At 61.2% G+C, this 16,555-nt stretch carries 13 protein-coding genes; 9 read left to right on the top strand and 4 right to left on the bottom strand.

Annotated elements, in window-relative coordinates:
- Positions 1 to 3: 3 nt before the first annotated feature.
- The 4 genes from QCE88_RS26650 to QCE88_RS26665 all read left to right on the top strand — a co-directional run bounded on the left by QCE88_RS26650 (position 4) and on the right by QCE88_RS26665 (position 3,232).
- On the top strand, positions 4 to 1,182 hold the full coding sequence (locus QCE88_RS26650) for an iron-containing alcohol dehydrogenase family protein (RefSeq protein WP_309907875.1): 1,179 nt from the start codon (positions 4 to 6) through the stop codon (positions 1,180 to 1,182).
- Complete coding sequence (locus QCE88_RS26655; protein WP_309907876.1) at positions 1,179 to 2,270, top strand: NAD-dependent epimerase/dehydratase family protein; 1,092 nt, start codon at positions 1,179 to 1,181, stop codon at positions 2,268 to 2,270. Before QCE88_RS26650 ends, QCE88_RS26655 begins: the two co-directional genes overlap by 4 nt.
- A 339-nt stretch (positions 2,271 to 2,609) precedes the next feature.
- On the top strand, positions 2,610 to 2,894 hold the full coding sequence (locus QCE88_RS26660) for a type II toxin-antitoxin system Phd/YefM family antitoxin (protein ID WP_309907877.1): 285 nt from the start codon (positions 2,610 to 2,612) through the stop codon (positions 2,892 to 2,894).
- Complete coding sequence (locus tag QCE88_RS26665) at positions 2,894 to 3,232, top strand: type II toxin-antitoxin system RelE/ParE family toxin (protein ID WP_309907878.1); 339 nt, start codon at positions 2,894 to 2,896, stop codon at positions 3,230 to 3,232. The genes QCE88_RS26660 and QCE88_RS26665 overlap by 1 nt, the downstream gene beginning before the upstream one ends.
- A gap of 626 nt (positions 3,233 to 3,858) precedes the next feature.
- On the opposite strand, the gene QCE88_RS26670 is transcribed toward QCE88_RS26665, so the two are convergent.
- The gene (locus QCE88_RS26670) at positions 3,859 to 4,578 is read right to left on the bottom strand and encodes a TetR/AcrR family transcriptional regulator (RefSeq protein ID WP_309907879.1); all 720 of its coding nucleotides are present in this window, start codon (positions 4,576 to 4,578) and stop codon (positions 3,859 to 3,861) included.
- A 174-nt stretch (positions 4,579 to 4,752) separates the two neighbouring features.
- On the opposite strand from QCE88_RS26670, the gene QCE88_RS26675 reads away from it, so the two are divergent.
- From QCE88_RS26675 to QCE88_RS26695, 5 genes are all read left to right on the top strand, one after another.
- Positions 4,753 to 5,601: a fumarylacetoacetate hydrolase family protein gene (locus QCE88_RS26675; RefSeq protein ID WP_309907880.1), complete on the top strand. Its 849-nt coding sequence runs from the start codon at positions 4,753 to 4,755 to the stop codon at positions 5,599 to 5,601.
- A 67-nt stretch (positions 5,602 to 5,668) separates the two neighbouring features.
- Positions 5,669 to 6,607, top strand: a complete 939-nt coding sequence (locus QCE88_RS26680; protein WP_309907881.1) for a VOC family protein — start codon at positions 5,669 to 5,671, stop codon at positions 6,605 to 6,607.
- Between the two features lie 89 nt (positions 6,608 to 6,696).
- Positions 6,697 to 8,313 carry a bifunctional 3-(3-hydroxy-phenyl)propionate/3-hydroxycinnamic acid hydroxylase gene (locus tag QCE88_RS26685; protein WP_309907882.1) on the top strand — a complete coding sequence of 539 codons (1,617 nt, stop codon included), beginning with the start codon at positions 6,697 to 6,699 and terminating at the stop codon, positions 8,311 to 8,313.
- Between the two features lie 30 nt (positions 8,314 to 8,343).
- The gene (locus tag QCE88_RS26690; RefSeq protein ID WP_309907883.1) at positions 8,344 to 9,444 is read left to right on the top strand and encodes a porin; all 1,101 of its coding nucleotides are present in this window, start codon (positions 8,344 to 8,346) and stop codon (positions 9,442 to 9,444) included.
- Positions 9,445 to 9,536: 92 nt separating this feature from the next.
- A complete protein-coding gene (locus QCE88_RS26695; RefSeq protein WP_309907884.1) occupies positions 9,537 to 10,790 on the top strand; it encodes an MFS transporter in 1,254 nt (417 codons plus the stop codon).
- Between the two features lie 290 nt (positions 10,791 to 11,080).
- Here QCE88_RS26695 and QCE88_RS26700 read toward each other — a convergent pair whose 3' ends face one another.
- The 3 genes from QCE88_RS26700 to QCE88_RS26710 form a co-directional block, all read right to left on the bottom strand.
- Positions 11,081 to 12,562, bottom strand: a complete 1,482-nt coding sequence (locus tag QCE88_RS26700) for an MFS transporter (protein ID WP_309907885.1) — start codon at positions 12,560 to 12,562, stop codon at positions 11,081 to 11,083.
- 1,058 nt (positions 12,563 to 13,620) lie between these two features.
- Positions 13,621 to 13,848: a hypothetical protein gene (locus tag QCE88_RS26705; protein ID WP_309907886.1), complete on the bottom strand. Its 228-nt coding sequence runs from the start codon at positions 13,846 to 13,848 to the stop codon at positions 13,621 to 13,623.
- Positions 13,849 to 14,141: 293 nt separating this feature from the next.
- Entirely contained in the window at positions 14,142 to 16,517 is a 2,376-nt protein-coding gene (locus QCE88_RS26710; RefSeq protein ID WP_309907887.1) for a TonB-dependent siderophore receptor, read from the bottom strand.
- Positions 16,518 to 16,555 lie beyond the last annotated feature (38 nt).

Below are 16,555 nucleotides of genomic sequence, written 5' to 3' on the forward strand. Positions count from 1 at the left end.
CTGGTGAGCGATCAGTCTTTCCGTTACATCAGTCCGGAGCTGCGCGTTTATCAAGGCGACACCGTGTTCGCGAATCTGCGGACGGAGCTGAATCGCGCGGGCTGCCGTCGGGCGTTTTTGATTCATTCGAGGTCGATCGGCGAATCGGCGGCGTTCGGCCGGCTCCGTCATGAACTGGGCGACTTGCTGTGCGGCGCGTCCGCTGCGGTAAAGGCTGGAAGTCCAGTCGATTCCGTAATGACGATGGCCGAGCATTTGCGGGAAGCCTCCGCCGATGGCGTCATCGCCATAGGCGGAGGCTCGGCGATCGTCACGGCACGTGCGGCGAGCGTTGTTCTGGCCGAAGGGCAGCACCCCGAGGTGTTGAGCACGAAGCGCGCGCCGGATGGAACACTGACCAGTCCGCGGCTACGCGCACACAAGCTGCCCCAGTTCGTCATTCCAACGGTTCCTACGACGGCGATTGCGCGGGCGGGCAGCGCGCTTCATGAGCCATCGACGCGGCGACGACTGGCCTTGTTCGATCCGCAGACGCGCGCGCGCGCCATCTTCGTTCATCCCGAGCTTCTGGCGACGGCGCCCGCTGCACTCGTCTTCAACGCAGCGTTGCATGCGTTCTGTTCCGGGATCGAGACGCTCGAGTCGCCCGCCATCGATCCTTATTCGGAAGCGTGGCTCCTGCATGGAACGAGATTGCTGAGTGCCCAGTTACGGGCGATGAAAGCGGGCAGGAAGGCTCCAGACCGGGCGGCGCTCGTGACCGGGGCGATCCTGACGGGACGAGGCGCGGACGCGACAGGAGGCGGTCTGCTCTCGGCGCTCACGCATGCGATCTGCAGCCGCTTCGATGAGCCGAACGGCTGGGTGGCCGCGACGCTGCTGCCTGACTGCATGCGTTTCAATGAAGCGTTCACCGTCAGCCGCAGCGACGCCATGCACGCCGTCCTTTCCCCGGACACCACAAATGGCGATGCCCGCCGTCCGGCGGACCTGGCGGAACAATTTCTCGATCGGCTGGGCGTATCTGATCGACCGCGAATCGCTCAAATGAATGAAGAACAGATCAGGGAGGTCGCTGATCTCGCCTTGATCGACTGGTTCAGCAAAATCAATCCGCGACCGGTCAATGAGCCTGCGCCGGTGATCGAACTTCTGCACAACCTCATGGGGAGACAGTCTTGAGCGATAAACACGGTACGTTGCTGATAGCAGGTGCGACGGGCGTCGCCGCGCAGGAACTCATCGACATCGTCGAGAGGACGCCCGGCTGGAATGCCTATGGTCTTTCGCGAAATCCGCCTTCAGGCACGACCGGCGCGGCCGGGAAGACGCAATACCTCAAGGCGGACATGCTCGATCTCCACGCTTGCCGCGACGCAGTGCGCGATCTGGAGATCACGCATATCGTTTATGCGGCGCGCGCACCGCATACGCTCTACACCGCGATGCTGCCAGGGGAGAAGGTCGGGATCGAAAGCGTCGGGCCAAACCTCGACATGCTGCGCAACATCACCATGGCCTGCCAGAACCCGGCACTTCGCCACGTTCACGCCGTGCAGGGGACGAAGTGGTATGGGCTGCACATCGGACCGTTTCCGACGCCCGCGCGCGAGGATCATCCGGGTCATGTCCCGCCCAACTACTATTTCGATCAGCGCAAGTTTCTCGTCGAGGGCGCGGCAAAGCACGGATGGACCTGGTCCGTGAGCCTGCCTGGCGTGATAAACGGCAGGCGTGTGGGCACAGGCCCGAACCTGTTGTCGACGATCGGCGCCTATGCCGCGATCTGCCGCAAGCTGGGGCGTCCGCTGGATTTTCCCGGCAAGCCAGGCGCCTATACCGCGCTGATGGAACTGTCCGATGCAAGCCATCTCGCTGAGTCCATTTTCTGGATGTGCGGCGACGCGGCGGCTCGCAACCAGGCGTTCAACGTCGTCAACGGCGATCTGTTCCGATGGCAGGCCATATGGCCGAGAATCGCCGAGTACTTCGATATGCCCGCGGGCAGCGTTCGTCATATGCCGCTGGTTCAATGGATGTCCGACAAGGCAGGCATCTGGGACGAGATCGTGGAGGAACACGGACTTCAGCGTCGGCCGCTGGGACGCGTGGCGTCCTGGGGCTTTGCTGACTTCGTGTTCAGCTATGACTATGACGTGATCTCGTCGACGACCAAGATCCGCAAGGCGGGGTTCAGTCCGATGGTCGATACGGAGGAGATGATCTTCAGTCAGCTGGATCATTACCGGGGGAAGAGGTTGATTCCTTGAGTCAGATGGGAGGGAGTGGTCGGCGCGACCGATCACTCAATTGGTTTAATCGTTCAGCATTTAACATAAACTTAATGATCGATATTTTGTGAAGTACTTAAAAGTCGTGCTCGGCCTATCTTGCTGCAGCAATCAGCGGCAATCCGATGTGCTCACAGGGCAGCAAGCGTCTTTTCGGCGCGAGGTAGACTCTCATCTCAAGCGTCTACCCGGCGGAACAGGTTTCCGAGCGGTCCTCCGGGGAAGACCGCATCCGGCTGACAATAGACACCCGCGTTGTCGTCGAACTAAATTTAGTCTATATTCAGTCCTTATTGACATCATCGATACGGAGGTAGGATGCACCTCGCGGACCATGTGAAACCCATCAGCTATCTCAAAAGCGAGGCGGCCCAGATTGTCAAAGACCTGGCCGACTCGGGTGAGCCGCTCATCATCACTCAGAACGGCGAAGCGAAGCTCGTCGTTCAGGATGTTCGGAGCTACGAAGCCACGCAACAGACGCTCGCGCTGCTGAAACTTCTCGCGCTTGGTCAGAAGCAGATTGACCAAGGCGACCATGTCGACGGGGAGGATTTCTTCTCGGAACTCGACGAGCTTGACCGGCAGCAGAAAATCCGCTGATGCAAATCCCGCCGTTGAAGTACCGTGTCCTGCCGACGGCGCGGATTGGTATTGATGAATTGAGAAGCTACATCGTCCGCACATTCGGTTGGGAGACGTGGCATCAGACTTCGGCGCATCTCCAAGAAACCATCGCGCATATCCGCCAATTTCCTGAGAGTGGTCACGTTCCTCCGGAGCTCGACGGGTTCGCCGACGAGACTTTCCGGCAGGTGCTTTCCGGTAAGAACCGGATCATTTATCAGGTGCGCGCCGATGTTCTATATGTTCATCTCGTCTGCGACACCCGGCGTGATTTACAGGCGCTTCTACAGCGAATTGTCGTTCGCCTGATGTAGCGAATCGTATCGCTCGGATACGGCAGCAGCAACCTTGCGCGAACGACGCTTCCTTAGCCGTGGCGCAGCCGATGCGCGCTGAGCGATTTGGATCGCTGGTATTTCGCTCGCACGACCGCGGCTTCGGATCCGAAGGCGTGGCCGGGCCCGTGTGACGGCATTTATTTCGAGCGCTTCCATTCGCCATCGTCGGCGTACCAGTCCACCATCTTGCCGCTCGTATTTGCCGTAATGGCGCGTGGAAGGAGGTCGTTGCGCGCGTCCAAACGGTGCCAATCAGCTCAGCCGCGGCATCGCACCCATCCGTGGGTATGTTGGGTTGCTCAATACACACCGGGCTCTTCTCCTGCATCTCCGGCCAACAATCAACCGCTACTCAACCGACCGAACCGAATGTTTGTCAATCGGTAGCAGCTGAATGGGCCCTGACGTTCATTGCATGCGCGTTCGAGCTCTACTGGAGGTTCGTCGAACGGCGGCACCCGACCCTGTTGAGACGTTGGAGCCATCGAATCGAACGACCGCATTCCAGGCCTGTGCGGTCGTTCGTTTGCGCCGCGACTTCCCACTGGAGCTTCTTCGTCTCTTGAAGGACGTGACGAACGCTTTAAAACTCTTCGTGCGCCCTAGCTCGTCGGATCACGATGCAGATCGCCGCCTCCGTCTGCCAATGCATCAGCCCGCTCGAAGATGGCGCCGCGAGGCGTCGGAGGATCAGCGATCGGCGCGTAGGCAAGTTTTCGCGCCTCCTTCGCTCCAATTCCGAAAGCCCGCATGAGCGCGTACATCGACTGCTCCGCGTAGTCCACAGGCGCGTCGTCGGATAGCAGCGTGTCGATGCCGTACATGATCGAGCCAAGCGCAATATCGCGCGCGACGACCACGTCCGTTGCGTCGAATCGACCCGCATCCAGAGCCATCTGCAGATCTCGAATGAGGTACTCGTCGAGCAAGCGGCCTCGCGAACCCCGTTTCGTGCCCACGCGCGTGATGAACGCGCCCCACATCGGATAGCGCGCCGCCATGCCCATATAGAGGCGCGAACCCACCACCACGCGCTGCGCCGGATCGTCGATTGCGCGCACGAGCGGATCGATGACCGCGAGCACTTCGTCGCTGCTTTCGCCGGCTACCGCCGACAGCAGTTCCGCCGTCGTGCGGAAGTAGTTGTAGAACGTCCCACGCGCCACGCCCGCCGACGCGATGAAATCGTCGATCGTCGGCGCGTCGGCGCCCTTCTCCGCAAAAACGCCCAGCGCGCTTTCGATCAGACGAATGCGTGTCTTCTCGCGTCGCAATGCGCCCACGCGGGTTCGATGATTTTCGATCGAATCTATCGCTTCCATTGACTATCCCTTTGATCTGGCTTGATTTTAGCAGTGCATGCCGACTGCGGGTTTGTCCTATGCCAATTCATATTGACGCTATTGTCATTTTGCTTAGAATTGAAAATGACACATTCGTCAATTCGAAAATCATTCGACCTTGAGGCAGCGCGCCTCGGGTGACCAGGAGGCAATATGCGGTTCGTCAGTTTCGAAAAGAATGGCAAGGCAACCCTCGGCGTTCGCGATGGAGATCATGTGCGCGTCATCGGCGACGAGCCGCTGGAGTCGTTGCTCGCTCGCGGCATGCGTCTCGATGAGTACGCGAAGACCCACGCGACGGAGGACAAAGTGCCGGCCGCTGGCCTGAAGTTTCTTCCGCCGCTGCAAAAGCCGCCGAAGATCGTCTGCGTGGGTCTGAACTACGCCGATCACACTAAGGAGAGCAAGTACGAACAGCCCGATTACCCGACGCTTTTCCTGCGCGTCAACACCAGTCTCATCGCACACGAGCAGCCGATGATTCGCCCGGGCGTGACCGATTGCGAAGGGCTCGACTACGAAGGCGAAGTCGCGGTCGTGCTGGGTACAGGCGGCCGCCACATCTCGAAAGAAGACGCGCTCTCGCACGTCGCAGGCTATGCGCTCTTCAACGATGGCTCCGTGCGCGAGTATCAGTTCAAGACGCCGCAATGGACCGTCGGCAAGAATTTCGATGGCACGGGTGCGTTCGGCCCCGACCTCGTGACCGCCGACGAATTACCCGCGGGCGCGAAAGGCCTGCTGCTGGAAACACGCGTGAACGGCGAAGTGGTTCAGTCGGCCAGCACCAGCGACATGGTCTTCGACGTCGCGACGCTCATCAGCGTGATCAGCGAAGCCATCACGCTCGAACCGGGCGACGTGATCGTGTCCGGCACGCCATCGGGCATCGGTTGGGCGCGCACGCCGCGGCTCCTGATGAAAGCGGGCGACGTGTGCGAAGTGTCGGTCGAGAAGATCGGCACCCTGCGCAACGTCGTCGCCGACGAAGCAGCGCGCTGATTCCTTATCCGCGAAGCCGGTCGCAGAGCCGGCGCTCATTCAACATGGCGAACATGGAGACACGGTCATGAGCGACCCTGCCGTAGCATCCGCATGCGCGAGTGTTCACTCGATCGATCACTTTGCGCTCAACGTTCCCTCACTCGCCGATGCCGAGCGCTTCTTCAGCGCGTTCGGTCTCGATGTGGCGGCGACCGCTGCGGAACTCGAATTGCGCGCAGCCGATGGCCATCGCTGGGCGCGCATCCTTCCCGCATCGGGAAAGTCACTCGCGTATCTCAGTTTCAACTGCTTCGAAGAAGATCTCGCGGCGATCCGCAATCAGGTGGTGGCGGCGGGTGCGGAACTGGTTGCATCGCCCGATCGCGGCTTCTGGTTCCGCGATCCGGACGGCAACCTGATCCAGGTGAAGATCGGACCGAAGACGACGCCATTCGACAAGAAGCCGTGCGTCGTCGCATCGAGCCACGCGGATGAGCGCGGCGCGCACATGCGCTCGGAAGCGCAGACCGTGCGTCCGCGACGTCTGTCTCACGTGCTGCTGTTCTCGCCCGACGTCCTCGGCGCGCTCGACTTTTACGGCAATGCGCTCGGCCTGCGCCTGTCGGACAAGTCGCTCGACATCATCGCGTTCACGCATGCGCCGCACGGCAGCGACCATCATCTGGTCGCGTTCGCCAAGAGCAGCGCGCGCGGCTGGCATCACGCGGCGTGGGACGTCGACAACGTGAATCTCGTGGGCCAGGGCGCGTTGCAGATGGCCGCTGCTGGCTTTACAAAGGGCTGGGGCACAGGCAGACACGTGCTGGGCTCGAACTACTTCCACTACGTGCAAGACCCGTGGGGCTCGTTCTGCGAGTACTCCGCCGACATCGATTTCGTGTCCGCAGGCACGACGTGGCCCGCCGGGGACTTCGCGCCAGAAGACTCGCTCTATCTATGGGGCCCGCCGGTCCCCGACGACTTCATCCATAACACCGAAGCCAGCGTCGCTTTAAAAGACTGACCGCTTCAACCCCTTGCATCGATTCGATGACTGCCGGTTCATCCGGCGTCAGGGCACAACTCGCTCTAATTTTCCGCAGGTAAACTGAAATGACAGATCAAAACATTCTCGACGTCGCGATTGTCGGATACGGACCGGTCGGGCAATCTCTTTCGATATTGCTTGGCGAACGCGGCTATGACGTCGCGGTCTTCGATCGCTGGCCTTCGCTGTATCCGCTTCCGCGCGCTGTCTTTCATGACCACGAGATCCGCCGCATCTTTCATGCGATGGATATCGGAGAGGATGTCGAGCGCATCTCGCAGCCGTCGTCCAAATATCAGTGGTTCAACGCGGAATGGAAGACGCTCGTCGAAATCGACTGGTCAGCGGAATCGATCAGCGATGGCCCAGTGGGCTATCTCTTCAATCAGCCGTCACTCGAAGCGTTGCTCGACAAGAAGGCGAAGTCTCTGCCGAATGTCTCGGTGCAGCAAGGCTGGGAAGCCACCACCTTGCGGCAGTTGTCCGACTGCTGCGAACTGACGCTGCGTCGTGGCGTCATGAACGGCGCGAAATGGGAGCCGACCGGCGAGACCCAGACCGTGCGCGCCCGCTATATCGTCGGGGCCGATGGCGCGAACAGCTTCGTGCGCAAGTCGCAGCACATCGAGTTCGACGATCTGGGCTTTCAGGAAGACTGGCTCGTCATCGATCTGAAGCCCAACCATGGCGTGAAGCTCGACGTGCCCGACATCGGCCAGTGGTGCAACCCTGCCCGCCCGACGACGATGGTGCCGGGCGGCCCCGGCTACCGTCGCTGGGAATTCATGCGCCTGCCGCACGAATCGATTGAGAACCTGCAAAAGCCTGAGAAAGTGTGGGAACTGCTGTCGCCGTGGGTCACGCCGGAGAACGCGACGCTCGTGCGACATGCCGTCTACAAGTTTCGCTCGCTGATCGCGAGAGACTGGCATAAAGGGCGCGTGGTGCTCGCGGGCGACGCGGCCCATCAGATGCCGCCGTTCATGGGCCAGGGCATGTGCTCCGGCATCCGCGACGCATGGAATCTCGCCTGGCGTTTCGACCTGATCCTGAAGGGCATTTCATCGGACGGTCTGCTCGAAAGCTATACGCCCGAGCGTCGCCCGCAAGTGCGCGCGGTGATCGACGCATCCATCGCGATGGGGCAGGTCGTGTGCATCTCCGACAAGGAAGAGGCCGCTCGACGCGACGAAGCGTATCTCGCCGGCGAAGTGCCAGCGCTTGCGCCGTTCCCGGGCCTCGCCGAAGGCCTGATCTGCACGAACCCCGCGTTCGCCTGCGAGAGCGTGGCCGGTCTGCTGAGCGTGCACGGCCAGGTCAGGAACCTCGGCGAGGCATCGCGCTACGACGAGGCCGTGCCCAACGGCTTTCACGTTATCGCGCTCGACGCGCACCCGAATCAATTTCTCGATGCGCAGTGCAAGGCGGCGCTCGCTGCTATCGGAGCGCGTTCGATCGGCATCACGACCGACCCGGACAAAGCCGTCAAGGATCGCGTGCTGCTCGACGTCAGCGGCAAGTACAGGCAGTTCTTCGATGAGCACGGCGTCAAAGCCATCAGCGTGCGGCCCGACTTCTACATCTTCGGCGGAGGGAAGACGCGTCAGGATCTGCCGTCGCTGCTGAGCGATCTCGTATCGCGGCTGCCGCTTGCCGAATCCATCGAAACGGCCGTTTCCTGAACTCGAACGATAAAAATCGCTGGAGGAAACATGAGGAAGACACACCTGGCGCTGGTCGCGGCCTGCGCCTTCGCCACGCACGCTCACGCGCAAAGCAGCGTGACGCTGTTCGGCATTCTCGACGTGGGCGTGAGCTATGTGAGCAACGAAAACGGCAGCCACAACTTCAAAGCCGACGACTCGATCTGGACGCCGAGCATCTGGGGCATGCGTGGCATCGAAGACCTGGGCGGCGGCTACAAGACCCTGTTCGAACTCGCGTCGCAGTTCTCGGTGGACAGCGGCGCGGGCATCCCGGGACCGGGCGCCGATTTCAACCGACAGGCGTTCGTCGGATTGTCGAAGGACGGTGTCGGGCGCATCACGTTCGGCCAGCAATACAACCTGATGGCCGACTTCCTCTTCTTCCCGCCCGCGAAACTGGATGGCGCGTTCAGCTATGGCGGCCTTTACAACATGCGCCAGGGACCGTTCGCCGCGCTCGGCATTCCTCAGAATCCGACCGGCTCGTTCGACTTCGATCAAACCGGCGGCACCTCGCGCGTGTCGAATTCGGTCAAGGTCGTATCGGCCACTTTCGCAGGTTTGCGACTCGGCGCCTTGTACGGTTTCGGCAATACGCCCGGTTCGTTCTCCGCGAACAACACGATCGGCTTCGGCGTGAACTATGCGATCGGCGGTTTCGGCATCGCGGCGGCTTACAACGAAACGAAGTACGCCGCGTTGAACGACGGCCACGACGGCATCCGCAATTTTGGCGGCGGCGTCAGTCAGACTATCGGCGACGTGTTTCTCAACGCGCTCTATACCAACACGCGCAATACGCTGACGGGAGGCGTCGTGCAGGCGCTTCAGGTCGGCGGGCTGTACACGTTCATGCCGGACATCCGGTTCGGTGCGAACTATCAGTACATGTCGGGCAACGCGCAGCTCAGCCACAACAGGGCGCAGCAGGTCACGGGCGCAGCGCAGTATCTGCTCTCCAAGCGCACGACGCTCTATGCCGAAGCGGTCTATCAGTGGACCGGCGGCGATGTCGAAGGCGGACACAACGCCTGGATCAATAGTGCGGCTCAATCGAGCACGACGCATCAGGTCATCGGCCGCCTCGGCCTGCAGACATCTTTCTGACACGTATTTCCTTCTTGACGCCTGCGCGAATCCCTCGTGCACGTTAGATCGTCGCGTCTCACGACGCCGCTCTTCGACTGGAGCTTGCATACATGAAAGACAACACCGGATTCAGATGGGATGCAGCTTATGAATGGAAAGCCGTCGCCTTGCTGTCCCTCGGCTTCGGACTGGTCGGCATCGATCGGTTCATGATCATGCCGCTCTTTCCCGTCATGATGGCGGACCTGCATCTGGACTATCAGGACCTCGGGCACATCACCGGAGCACTCGCCGTCGCATGGGGCATCTCCGCGATGTTCATGGGCAACCTCTCCGACCGCATCGGTCACCGCAAGGTGATCATTCCGGCGATCGTCGTGTTCTCGCTGCTGGCGGGTTTGAGTGGTCTTGCTACCGGCGTCGGCTCGCTGATCCTGATCCGCGCGGTGATGGGCTTTGCCGAAGGTGCGTACACGCCTGCGAGCATCGTCGCAACCCTCGATGCCTCCAGGCCGACGCGACACGGGCGCAACATCGGCATTCAGCAGATGGCGCTGCCGCTTTTTGGCCTGGGCATTGCGCCGATCCTCGTGACGCAATTGCTCAAGGTGTTGCCGTGGCACTGGATTTTCGCGGTCGTGTCGATTCCGGGTCTACTGGTGGCTTACCTGATGTTCAGGGTGCTGCGCAATACTCGATCGACGGCTGCCACATTGCACACGGCGACGCAGGATCTTGCCGCCCACAAATGGACCGATGTCTTCCGCTACTGCAACATACCGTTGAACATCGTCGGCATGCTGTGCTGGCTGACGTGCCTCGTCGTACTGAGCGCACTGTTTCCGAGCTACCTGATTGACTATCTGCACCTGAGCATGCAGCAGATGGGCTACGTGCTGTCGGCGATCGGCTTCGGCGGCACGCTTGGCACACTCGTGCTGCCCGGGCTTTCCGACCGGCTGGGCAGAAAACCGGTGATGATCTTCTCGGTGATCGGAGCGGCCGTCTTCCTGTTCCTTCTCATGCGAACCGGTGCGAATCCGACGACGCTCTTCATCTACCTCACGCTCACGCTTCTTTTCGTGTTCAGCATGATCACGCTGACGGTGGGACCGTTGAGCGCGGAATCGGTGCCGGCGAAGCTGATGTCGACGGCTTCGGGTCTGGTGGTCGGTATCGGCGAAGTCTTCGGTGGGGGGGTCGCACCGGCGATCGCGGGTTACATCGCCAAGCACTTCGGCATTCAATACATCATGCATCTCGGGTTGGCTGCGCTCGCGATCGGCTTGGTCGTTACGCTCAGTCTGAAGGAAACGGCACCCTCCCGGGCGCGCGTGCAAACGCCTGCCGTTGCCTTGGACTGATGGTGCGACGCGTAGAGCCTTGATGGTGATGGAGCCCGAGCGATCCTCGCCGCGTGGTCCGCTCGGAGCTCTTCTGTCGCGCCGCGCCACGGTCCGATGCGCTTCAGGCAGAACAGGTGGCGGCTATATTTCACACAACGGCCATTTCGTGCGGAGAAGTGAGTGTCGCTTCATGGCCGACATCGGAAGTCACGTTCATTGCCGGCGGCCCCCTCCTCCACAGCCCCCACGGCCCAGCTTATCGGCGCCCAATTCTCTTCCATGGCATGTGAAGTTACATAGACATCCAATCAGAGCCGCCGCAACGGCAACGTCCAGGCGATGGCAGCGTTCAGCGCAGCGAAAGCCGCTAGAACCAGGAAAGCAGTCGTGAAGCCGCTGGCGATATGAGCCGTCGTGATCGCGCGCGCTGTGTCAGGTAGCGACCTCAAGATGGTTGGACCGTGCTGTACCGCTGCAGCAAAGGCCGCAGATGTGCCATCGCTTCGAGCCAGTGTCGCGAACAGCGCACCGAGCGCAATTGTCACGCCGATCGCCGAGCCGACCGAACGCGATAGCTGAACCGATGCGGATGCCGCACCTAGCATCGCCGGCAGCGCTTGGGATTGCATCGTGATTTGCGCCACCGGCATCGCTGTTCCTTGAAACACAACCACGACAGCCAGCATGATGGGCAGCCCCCATGGGCCAAAAGTGGCGTTCACAGGCGCGGCCCCAAACGCGACGACCACCAGGCAGCACGCCGCTACCGTCTGTCCTACCGCAGGAAAGATCGCGACGTGGCCGGTACGACTCACTAGTCGCCCTGTCATCAGTGACCCCATTCCGACCGTCGCCGTCAACGGCAGCATCATTAGCCCGATCTGCCCCGTGGATATACCATCGACCGCCCGCAGGTGGATCGGTAGGATGGTCGACTCGCTAACCAGCAGCGCACCTGACAAGGCCGACATGGCGTTAGCACGCCACATAGCCGGCCGACCGAGCATGTCCAGTGGAAATAGAGGTTGCTTGGCCCGTCGCTCGCGCCACACCAGCAGTCGGAGGCAGAGCAGCGACAGGCCGAGTTCTGCCGCAGTGCTATACCACTCGGCCATGTCCAGGCGCTGAAGGTGCTCCAGTGCCAGAAGTAGAGGCACCACGAGTCCGGCGAACAGAACCAGACCTTCCCAGTCGAAGCGGTCAGTACCAACGCGCCGGCCGCCAACGCCCTTCCCTTTCGGCAGCCGCAACGCCAATAGCATTGCTAGTCCTCCCAAAGGCAGGTTCACCAAAAACACCGAAGGCCAGCCAAACCAATGCGTAAGCGCCCCGCCTGCCACCGGCCCGAAACTGGAGGAGGCAACAATCACCGCGGCCGTGACTCCCTGAGCGAGGCCGAGCTGCCGTCGGGAGACAGTCTCGCCCAACAGCGCTTGGCTGAGTACCATCAGGCCGCCGCCGCCAAAGCCTTGCAACACTCGTGCTGCAGTAAGGGAAAGAACTCCCTTTGCCAGGGCGCACAACACCGATGCGCACATGAAAATCACCAACGCCACCAGCAGCAATCGTCGGCGGCCCAGCGCGTCACCCAAACGGCCATACACAGGCGCCACCACGGTACTGGCGACCAAGTAGGATGCCACTACCCAAGACACACGCTGCACGTCGCCAAATGACGCGGCCATGGCAGGCAGGGCGGCCGCGACGATGGTGACATCCACGACGGCCAAAAACATCGGCAGCAAAATAGGCGGAAACACCCGCCGCAGAGGTTGTTCGTTTGAGTGCATTGCTAGATGAATGACAGGGCAGACTGGGTAGCGCAGCAGGCATGATTCTTCGATGTTTCATCCGGCAGAGAATCAGCTTTCGAGACTAATAGTCAAGCGCGGTCGTTTTGGAACGCCAACTCACTGATCCGGGGAAGCAGCATAACTAGAAGAGAAGCCAACCATCACTTCTTCGCGCATCCCTTGAGGAACAGGGATGCGCCTAGGTTCTAATATCGCGTTTGGGGTGCGGCGAAACGCTGGAACTCGTAGGAGCCAGTCCACGTAGCCAAATCAAGACCGGATCCCAGCGGGCAAACTCTACTCCAACAGTCTACTTTGTGCTGCGTGCCCTCGCTGAACTCCAGGTACAACATTTCCAGTGCGCCATGTTGTCCTGCGAGCGGCAGGCAGCAGGTATCGGGTACGGCGCCATCGGCGAGCTGCAAGTGTGCGCACGGCACATCCACTTGCTTGCCAGCCGGACGACGCAGGCTGCCCGCCGGATGCCCCAGCACGCATTCGGAGAGAACAACTCCGAGGTGTGCCTGGGCGGCTTCCACGAACAGGCGGCCCGCATCGCAGCACGTTCGGCGTCCAGCAGATAGCGCTGTCCGCGCGTATCCGGCAGACGCTCAGGCGTGAAGCGTTCGACTACCCCGATCGGATCCCGAGTGTCGTTGCATCCGTGAAGCCGCTGCATCATGCGCGACAGCGAATCGCGCAAGACACGGTCGGCCTCCCGTTCGCGCTCGAGACGCCGACGCACCAGTCCGTTCTCACCAAACACGCGTAGCGCTTGCGCCATGTCGCCGATTTCGTCGCGGTCGTGGCGCGGCGGCTCGACAGGCAAGTCCTGTGCGCCTAGGCGGCTCGACAGGCAAGTCCTGTGCGCCTAGGCGGTTCACCACATCGCTCAACTTGACGACGGGATGCAGGATTCGCCTGTGGAAGATGACTTACAGCACGAACTGGTAGACCAACTCGGTGATGACTAGCATCGACTCCGCAGCCGTGCGCCATACTCTGGAGACTTCCTCCGCTCGTTGCACGGCGAGTTTGGGGCGTTGATAGAGGCGCTACTGGAATCGTTCGACATCCACGCGCGCGCGTTCGAGCGAACGTCCGAAGTCAGCGGAGAATGCGATATCGATTGCTTTTGAGCGGTCGCCCGCCTTCTCTTCGTGCCCGACAGCCTCAGCGTGAACGTCGTATAGGGCGGCAACATCGACACCGCCCGGCGGCGTGGAGCGCGGACGCCCAAGCAGCACCCGCTGATGGCGCAATACGCGATGGTCTCGCGACATGCGATCTTGGCCTGTGCGTGACTAGCAAAGAGAAGCACTAGCCGCCCGATGTGCTCGTGCGCAGAATGTCACTGCTGGATTATCTGGCGCTGAAGAAAAAGTACTGCATGCCGCTCGCGACGGCGCTCCCGCAGATTGTCGTCGGCAAACATGCTTGACAGGCGGGCGAGCGGCTCTTCGATGACGGCTGAGCGTCGGTGACATCGCGCCGGCACATCGAAGTAGAGATCGCGGCGCGCGACCGCTTGCCCAGCACGCTGGCGCCTGATCGGTCCTAAGGGTCGCGAGAAGCGTTACATCGTGGCGCGCAGTGTGAACAACACTTTGGCGGGATCCCCGAAGTACGTACCCGGACCGCCCGTCGTCAATGACGAAATGTATTTCCGGTTGAACAGGTTCGTCACCAGCAGCGACGCGCTCAGATGCTTGTTGATCTGATAACCGACATTCGCGTCGACGGTTGCGTAGCCGCCTGCCGTCAACGTGCCGCTCGACGCCGTGTTGTTCGACAGGAAACCGCTCTTGTCCGTGTAGAAGGTGCTGCTCTGGACATAGAGCGCGCCGCCCACCGTCCAGCGATAGAACTGGCCTGGCAGGTTGTAGCTGGTCCACAGCTTGAACAGGTGCTTCGGCGTCACGACGGAGAAGCCCTGGTGCTGGACAAAGCTGTCGTCGTAGTTTCGCCAGTTCGTATAGGTGTAGCCCGCTCCAATCTTCCAGTTCTGCGTGATCCGGCCGGTGGCCCGCAGGTCCACGCCTTGCGATTGCGCCTGCCCCTGTGCAACGTAGAATCCCTGGTTGACTGGATCCGCCATCGCGCGATTCTTCTCTCGGATGTGGAACAAGGCGACGTTCGTGCTGAGCAAGCCGCCGAGATACTCGCCCTTCTCGCCAATTTCGAACTGGTAACCCTCGAGCGGCTTGATCACCTCACCCGAGACCGTTTCGTTGCCCGCCTGCGGCTGGAAAATCGACGCATAGCTTGCATAGAGCGTGTGGCGTTCGTTGAGATCGTAGAGCAGGCCCACCGTTGGGCTGAACTTGGCCGACACGTGATCGTGCGTCGCCGTGTTGCCAAAGAAATTGTTGTTCGGATCCGAACTGGGCACCGAGTCACCATTCCACCATGTCACGCGGCCGCCTACCACCAGCGTGAGCGGGTCGGCGAGGCTGAAGCGCGCGTTGCCGTAGATCCCGTACTGCGTGGAGGTCGCCTTCACGTCGTTTTGCGGGCCGCCAGCGAATGCATTCGAATAGGCCGAATTGTCGTAGAGCGGAGCGGTGATGTCTCCCTCGAAGTCCAGTCCGGTGGCGGGATTGATGAGGTACTGGTTAGTGACGTCGTTCGTATGCAGATAGCTTGCGCCAACGGTCAAATGATGCGTGCGTCCGAACAGCGTGAACGGCCCGGTCGCATAAAGGTCGAGCGCGTTCTGCGTGTTGGTATCGGCGGTGTTCAGGCTGTAGTGGTTGGCCAGGTTCGTCGTCGGGTCGTTCGTGATGATTGCGCCCGTCAGCACGTCGGTGGTCGTACGCATGAAGTTGTACGAGAGCTTCGCGGTCCAGTCCGCCGCCAGTTTCTGTTCGACTTCCGCGAATGCATTCGTGCGTTGGTTCGAGAACCAGTTCCAGTCCGGGCCGATAAACGTTGAACGCGAGACCTTCAGATTCGTGTAGTCGGTGTTGTTCGGCAGACCGTACATCGGCTTGCCGTAAATGTCGGTATAGCTCACGCCGACACGGACCTGCGTCGTCGGCGTCACATCGGCTTCGAGCGTGCCGTAGAACTGCTGGTTGCGCTGCCAGGTCGTGTCCTGCATCTGGTGTTCATACCGCTCATCCACGACGAAGCGACCGCGCAGCGTGCCCGCCTGATTGAGCGGGCCACCGACGTCCGCCTGCACATCGCCGGTCGAATAGGTGCCCGCTGATATCTGCGCCGATGCCTCGAACTGGCTTGGTGCACGCTTGCGCACCAGATTCAGGATGCCACCCTCGCCGCCGAAACCGTTCAGAATGCCCGACGGGCCGTAAAGGACTTCGACGCGGTCATATGCCGCGAGTCCCTCGGTCGGGCCCGAGATGCCGCTTGTGACCACGCCTGTGGGCACACCGTCGAACTGAATCGTGCTGATCGGGAAACCGCGGCTGTAGTAGCTGGCAAATCCCGGCTGATTGACTTCCGTCGTGACGCCTGGCGCATATTTCATCGCATCGTCGACCGTTTGCAGGTTGAGCGCCTGGATCTGCTGCTGGCTGATCACGCTGACGGTTTGAGGAATCTCGCGCGCGGTGAGTGCCTCCTTGGAGCCCACGGTGGTGGGCGGGTTCAGCGACTGGGTCGGCCTCTCTGTCGTGCCGGTAACTTTGACGGCCGGTAGCGTGCTATCCCCGGCGTTGTCGGACGTGGCTTCGAGCGACCAGCTTCCGTCGTCGTGCGCCACCGCTGCAAGGCTCGTCCCGGCAAGCAGCGCGTGCAAGGCTCCATTCACCGAATAGGTCCCGTGCAAGCCGGGACTCGCTTTGCCCTTGGCGAGATCCGTCGCCCCGACGACATAGATGCCTGCCTGCGACGAGAACGTTGTCAGGACCTGGCTCAGAGGTCCGGCGGCAATGTCGTAACGCTGCATGGCAGGAGCGGCTGCGGTTTGCGCATGGGCGACTGTCATCGACGCTGCGGCGGCGAATGCTCCACTGACCATGAGCA

The sequence above is a fragment of the Caballeronia sp. LZ035 genome (assembly GCF_031451175.1).
Lineage (GTDB): Bacteria > Pseudomonadota > Gammaproteobacteria > Burkholderiales > Burkholderiaceae > Caballeronia.

Excerpts from the sequence above, each read along its gene's own strand:
- QCE88_RS26660 (WP_309907877.1), top strand. The coding sequence starts at position 2,610 with ATGCACCTCGCGGACCATGTGAAACCCATCAGCTATCTCAAAAGCGAG.
- QCE88_RS26665 (WP_309907878.1), top strand. The coding sequence starts at position 2,894 with ATGCAAATCCCGCCGTTGAAGTACCGTGTCCTGCCGACGGCGCGGATT.
- QCE88_RS26670 (WP_309907879.1), bottom strand. The coding sequence starts at position 4,578 with ATGGAAGCGATAGATTCGATCGAAAATCATCGAACCCGCGTGGGCGCA.
- QCE88_RS26675 (WP_309907880.1), top strand. The coding sequence starts at position 4,753 with ATGCGGTTCGTCAGTTTCGAAAAGAATGGCAAGGCAACCCTCGGCGTT.
- QCE88_RS26680 (WP_309907881.1), top strand. The coding sequence starts at position 5,669 with ATGAGCGACCCTGCCGTAGCATCCGCATGCGCGAGTGTTCACTCGATC.
- QCE88_RS26685 (WP_309907882.1), top strand. The coding sequence starts at position 6,697 with ATGACAGATCAAAACATTCTCGACGTCGCGATTGTCGGATACGGACCG.
- QCE88_RS26690 (WP_309907883.1), top strand. The coding sequence starts at position 8,344 with ATGAGGAAGACACACCTGGCGCTGGTCGCGGCCTGCGCCTTCGCCACG.
- QCE88_RS26695 (WP_309907884.1), top strand. The coding sequence starts at position 9,537 with ATGAAAGACAACACCGGATTCAGATGGGATGCAGCTTATGAATGGAAA.
- QCE88_RS26700 (WP_309907885.1), bottom strand. The coding sequence starts at position 12,562 with ATGCACTCAAACGAACAACCTCTGCGGCGGGTGTTTCCGCCTATTTTG.
- QCE88_RS26705 (WP_309907886.1), bottom strand. The coding sequence starts at position 13,848 with ATGTCGCGAGACCATCGCGTATTGCGCCATCAGCGGGTGCTGCTTGGG.
- QCE88_RS26710 (WP_309907887.1), bottom strand. The coding sequence starts at position 16,517 with ATGACAGTCGCCCATGCGCAAACCGCAGCCGCTCCTGCCATGCAGCGT.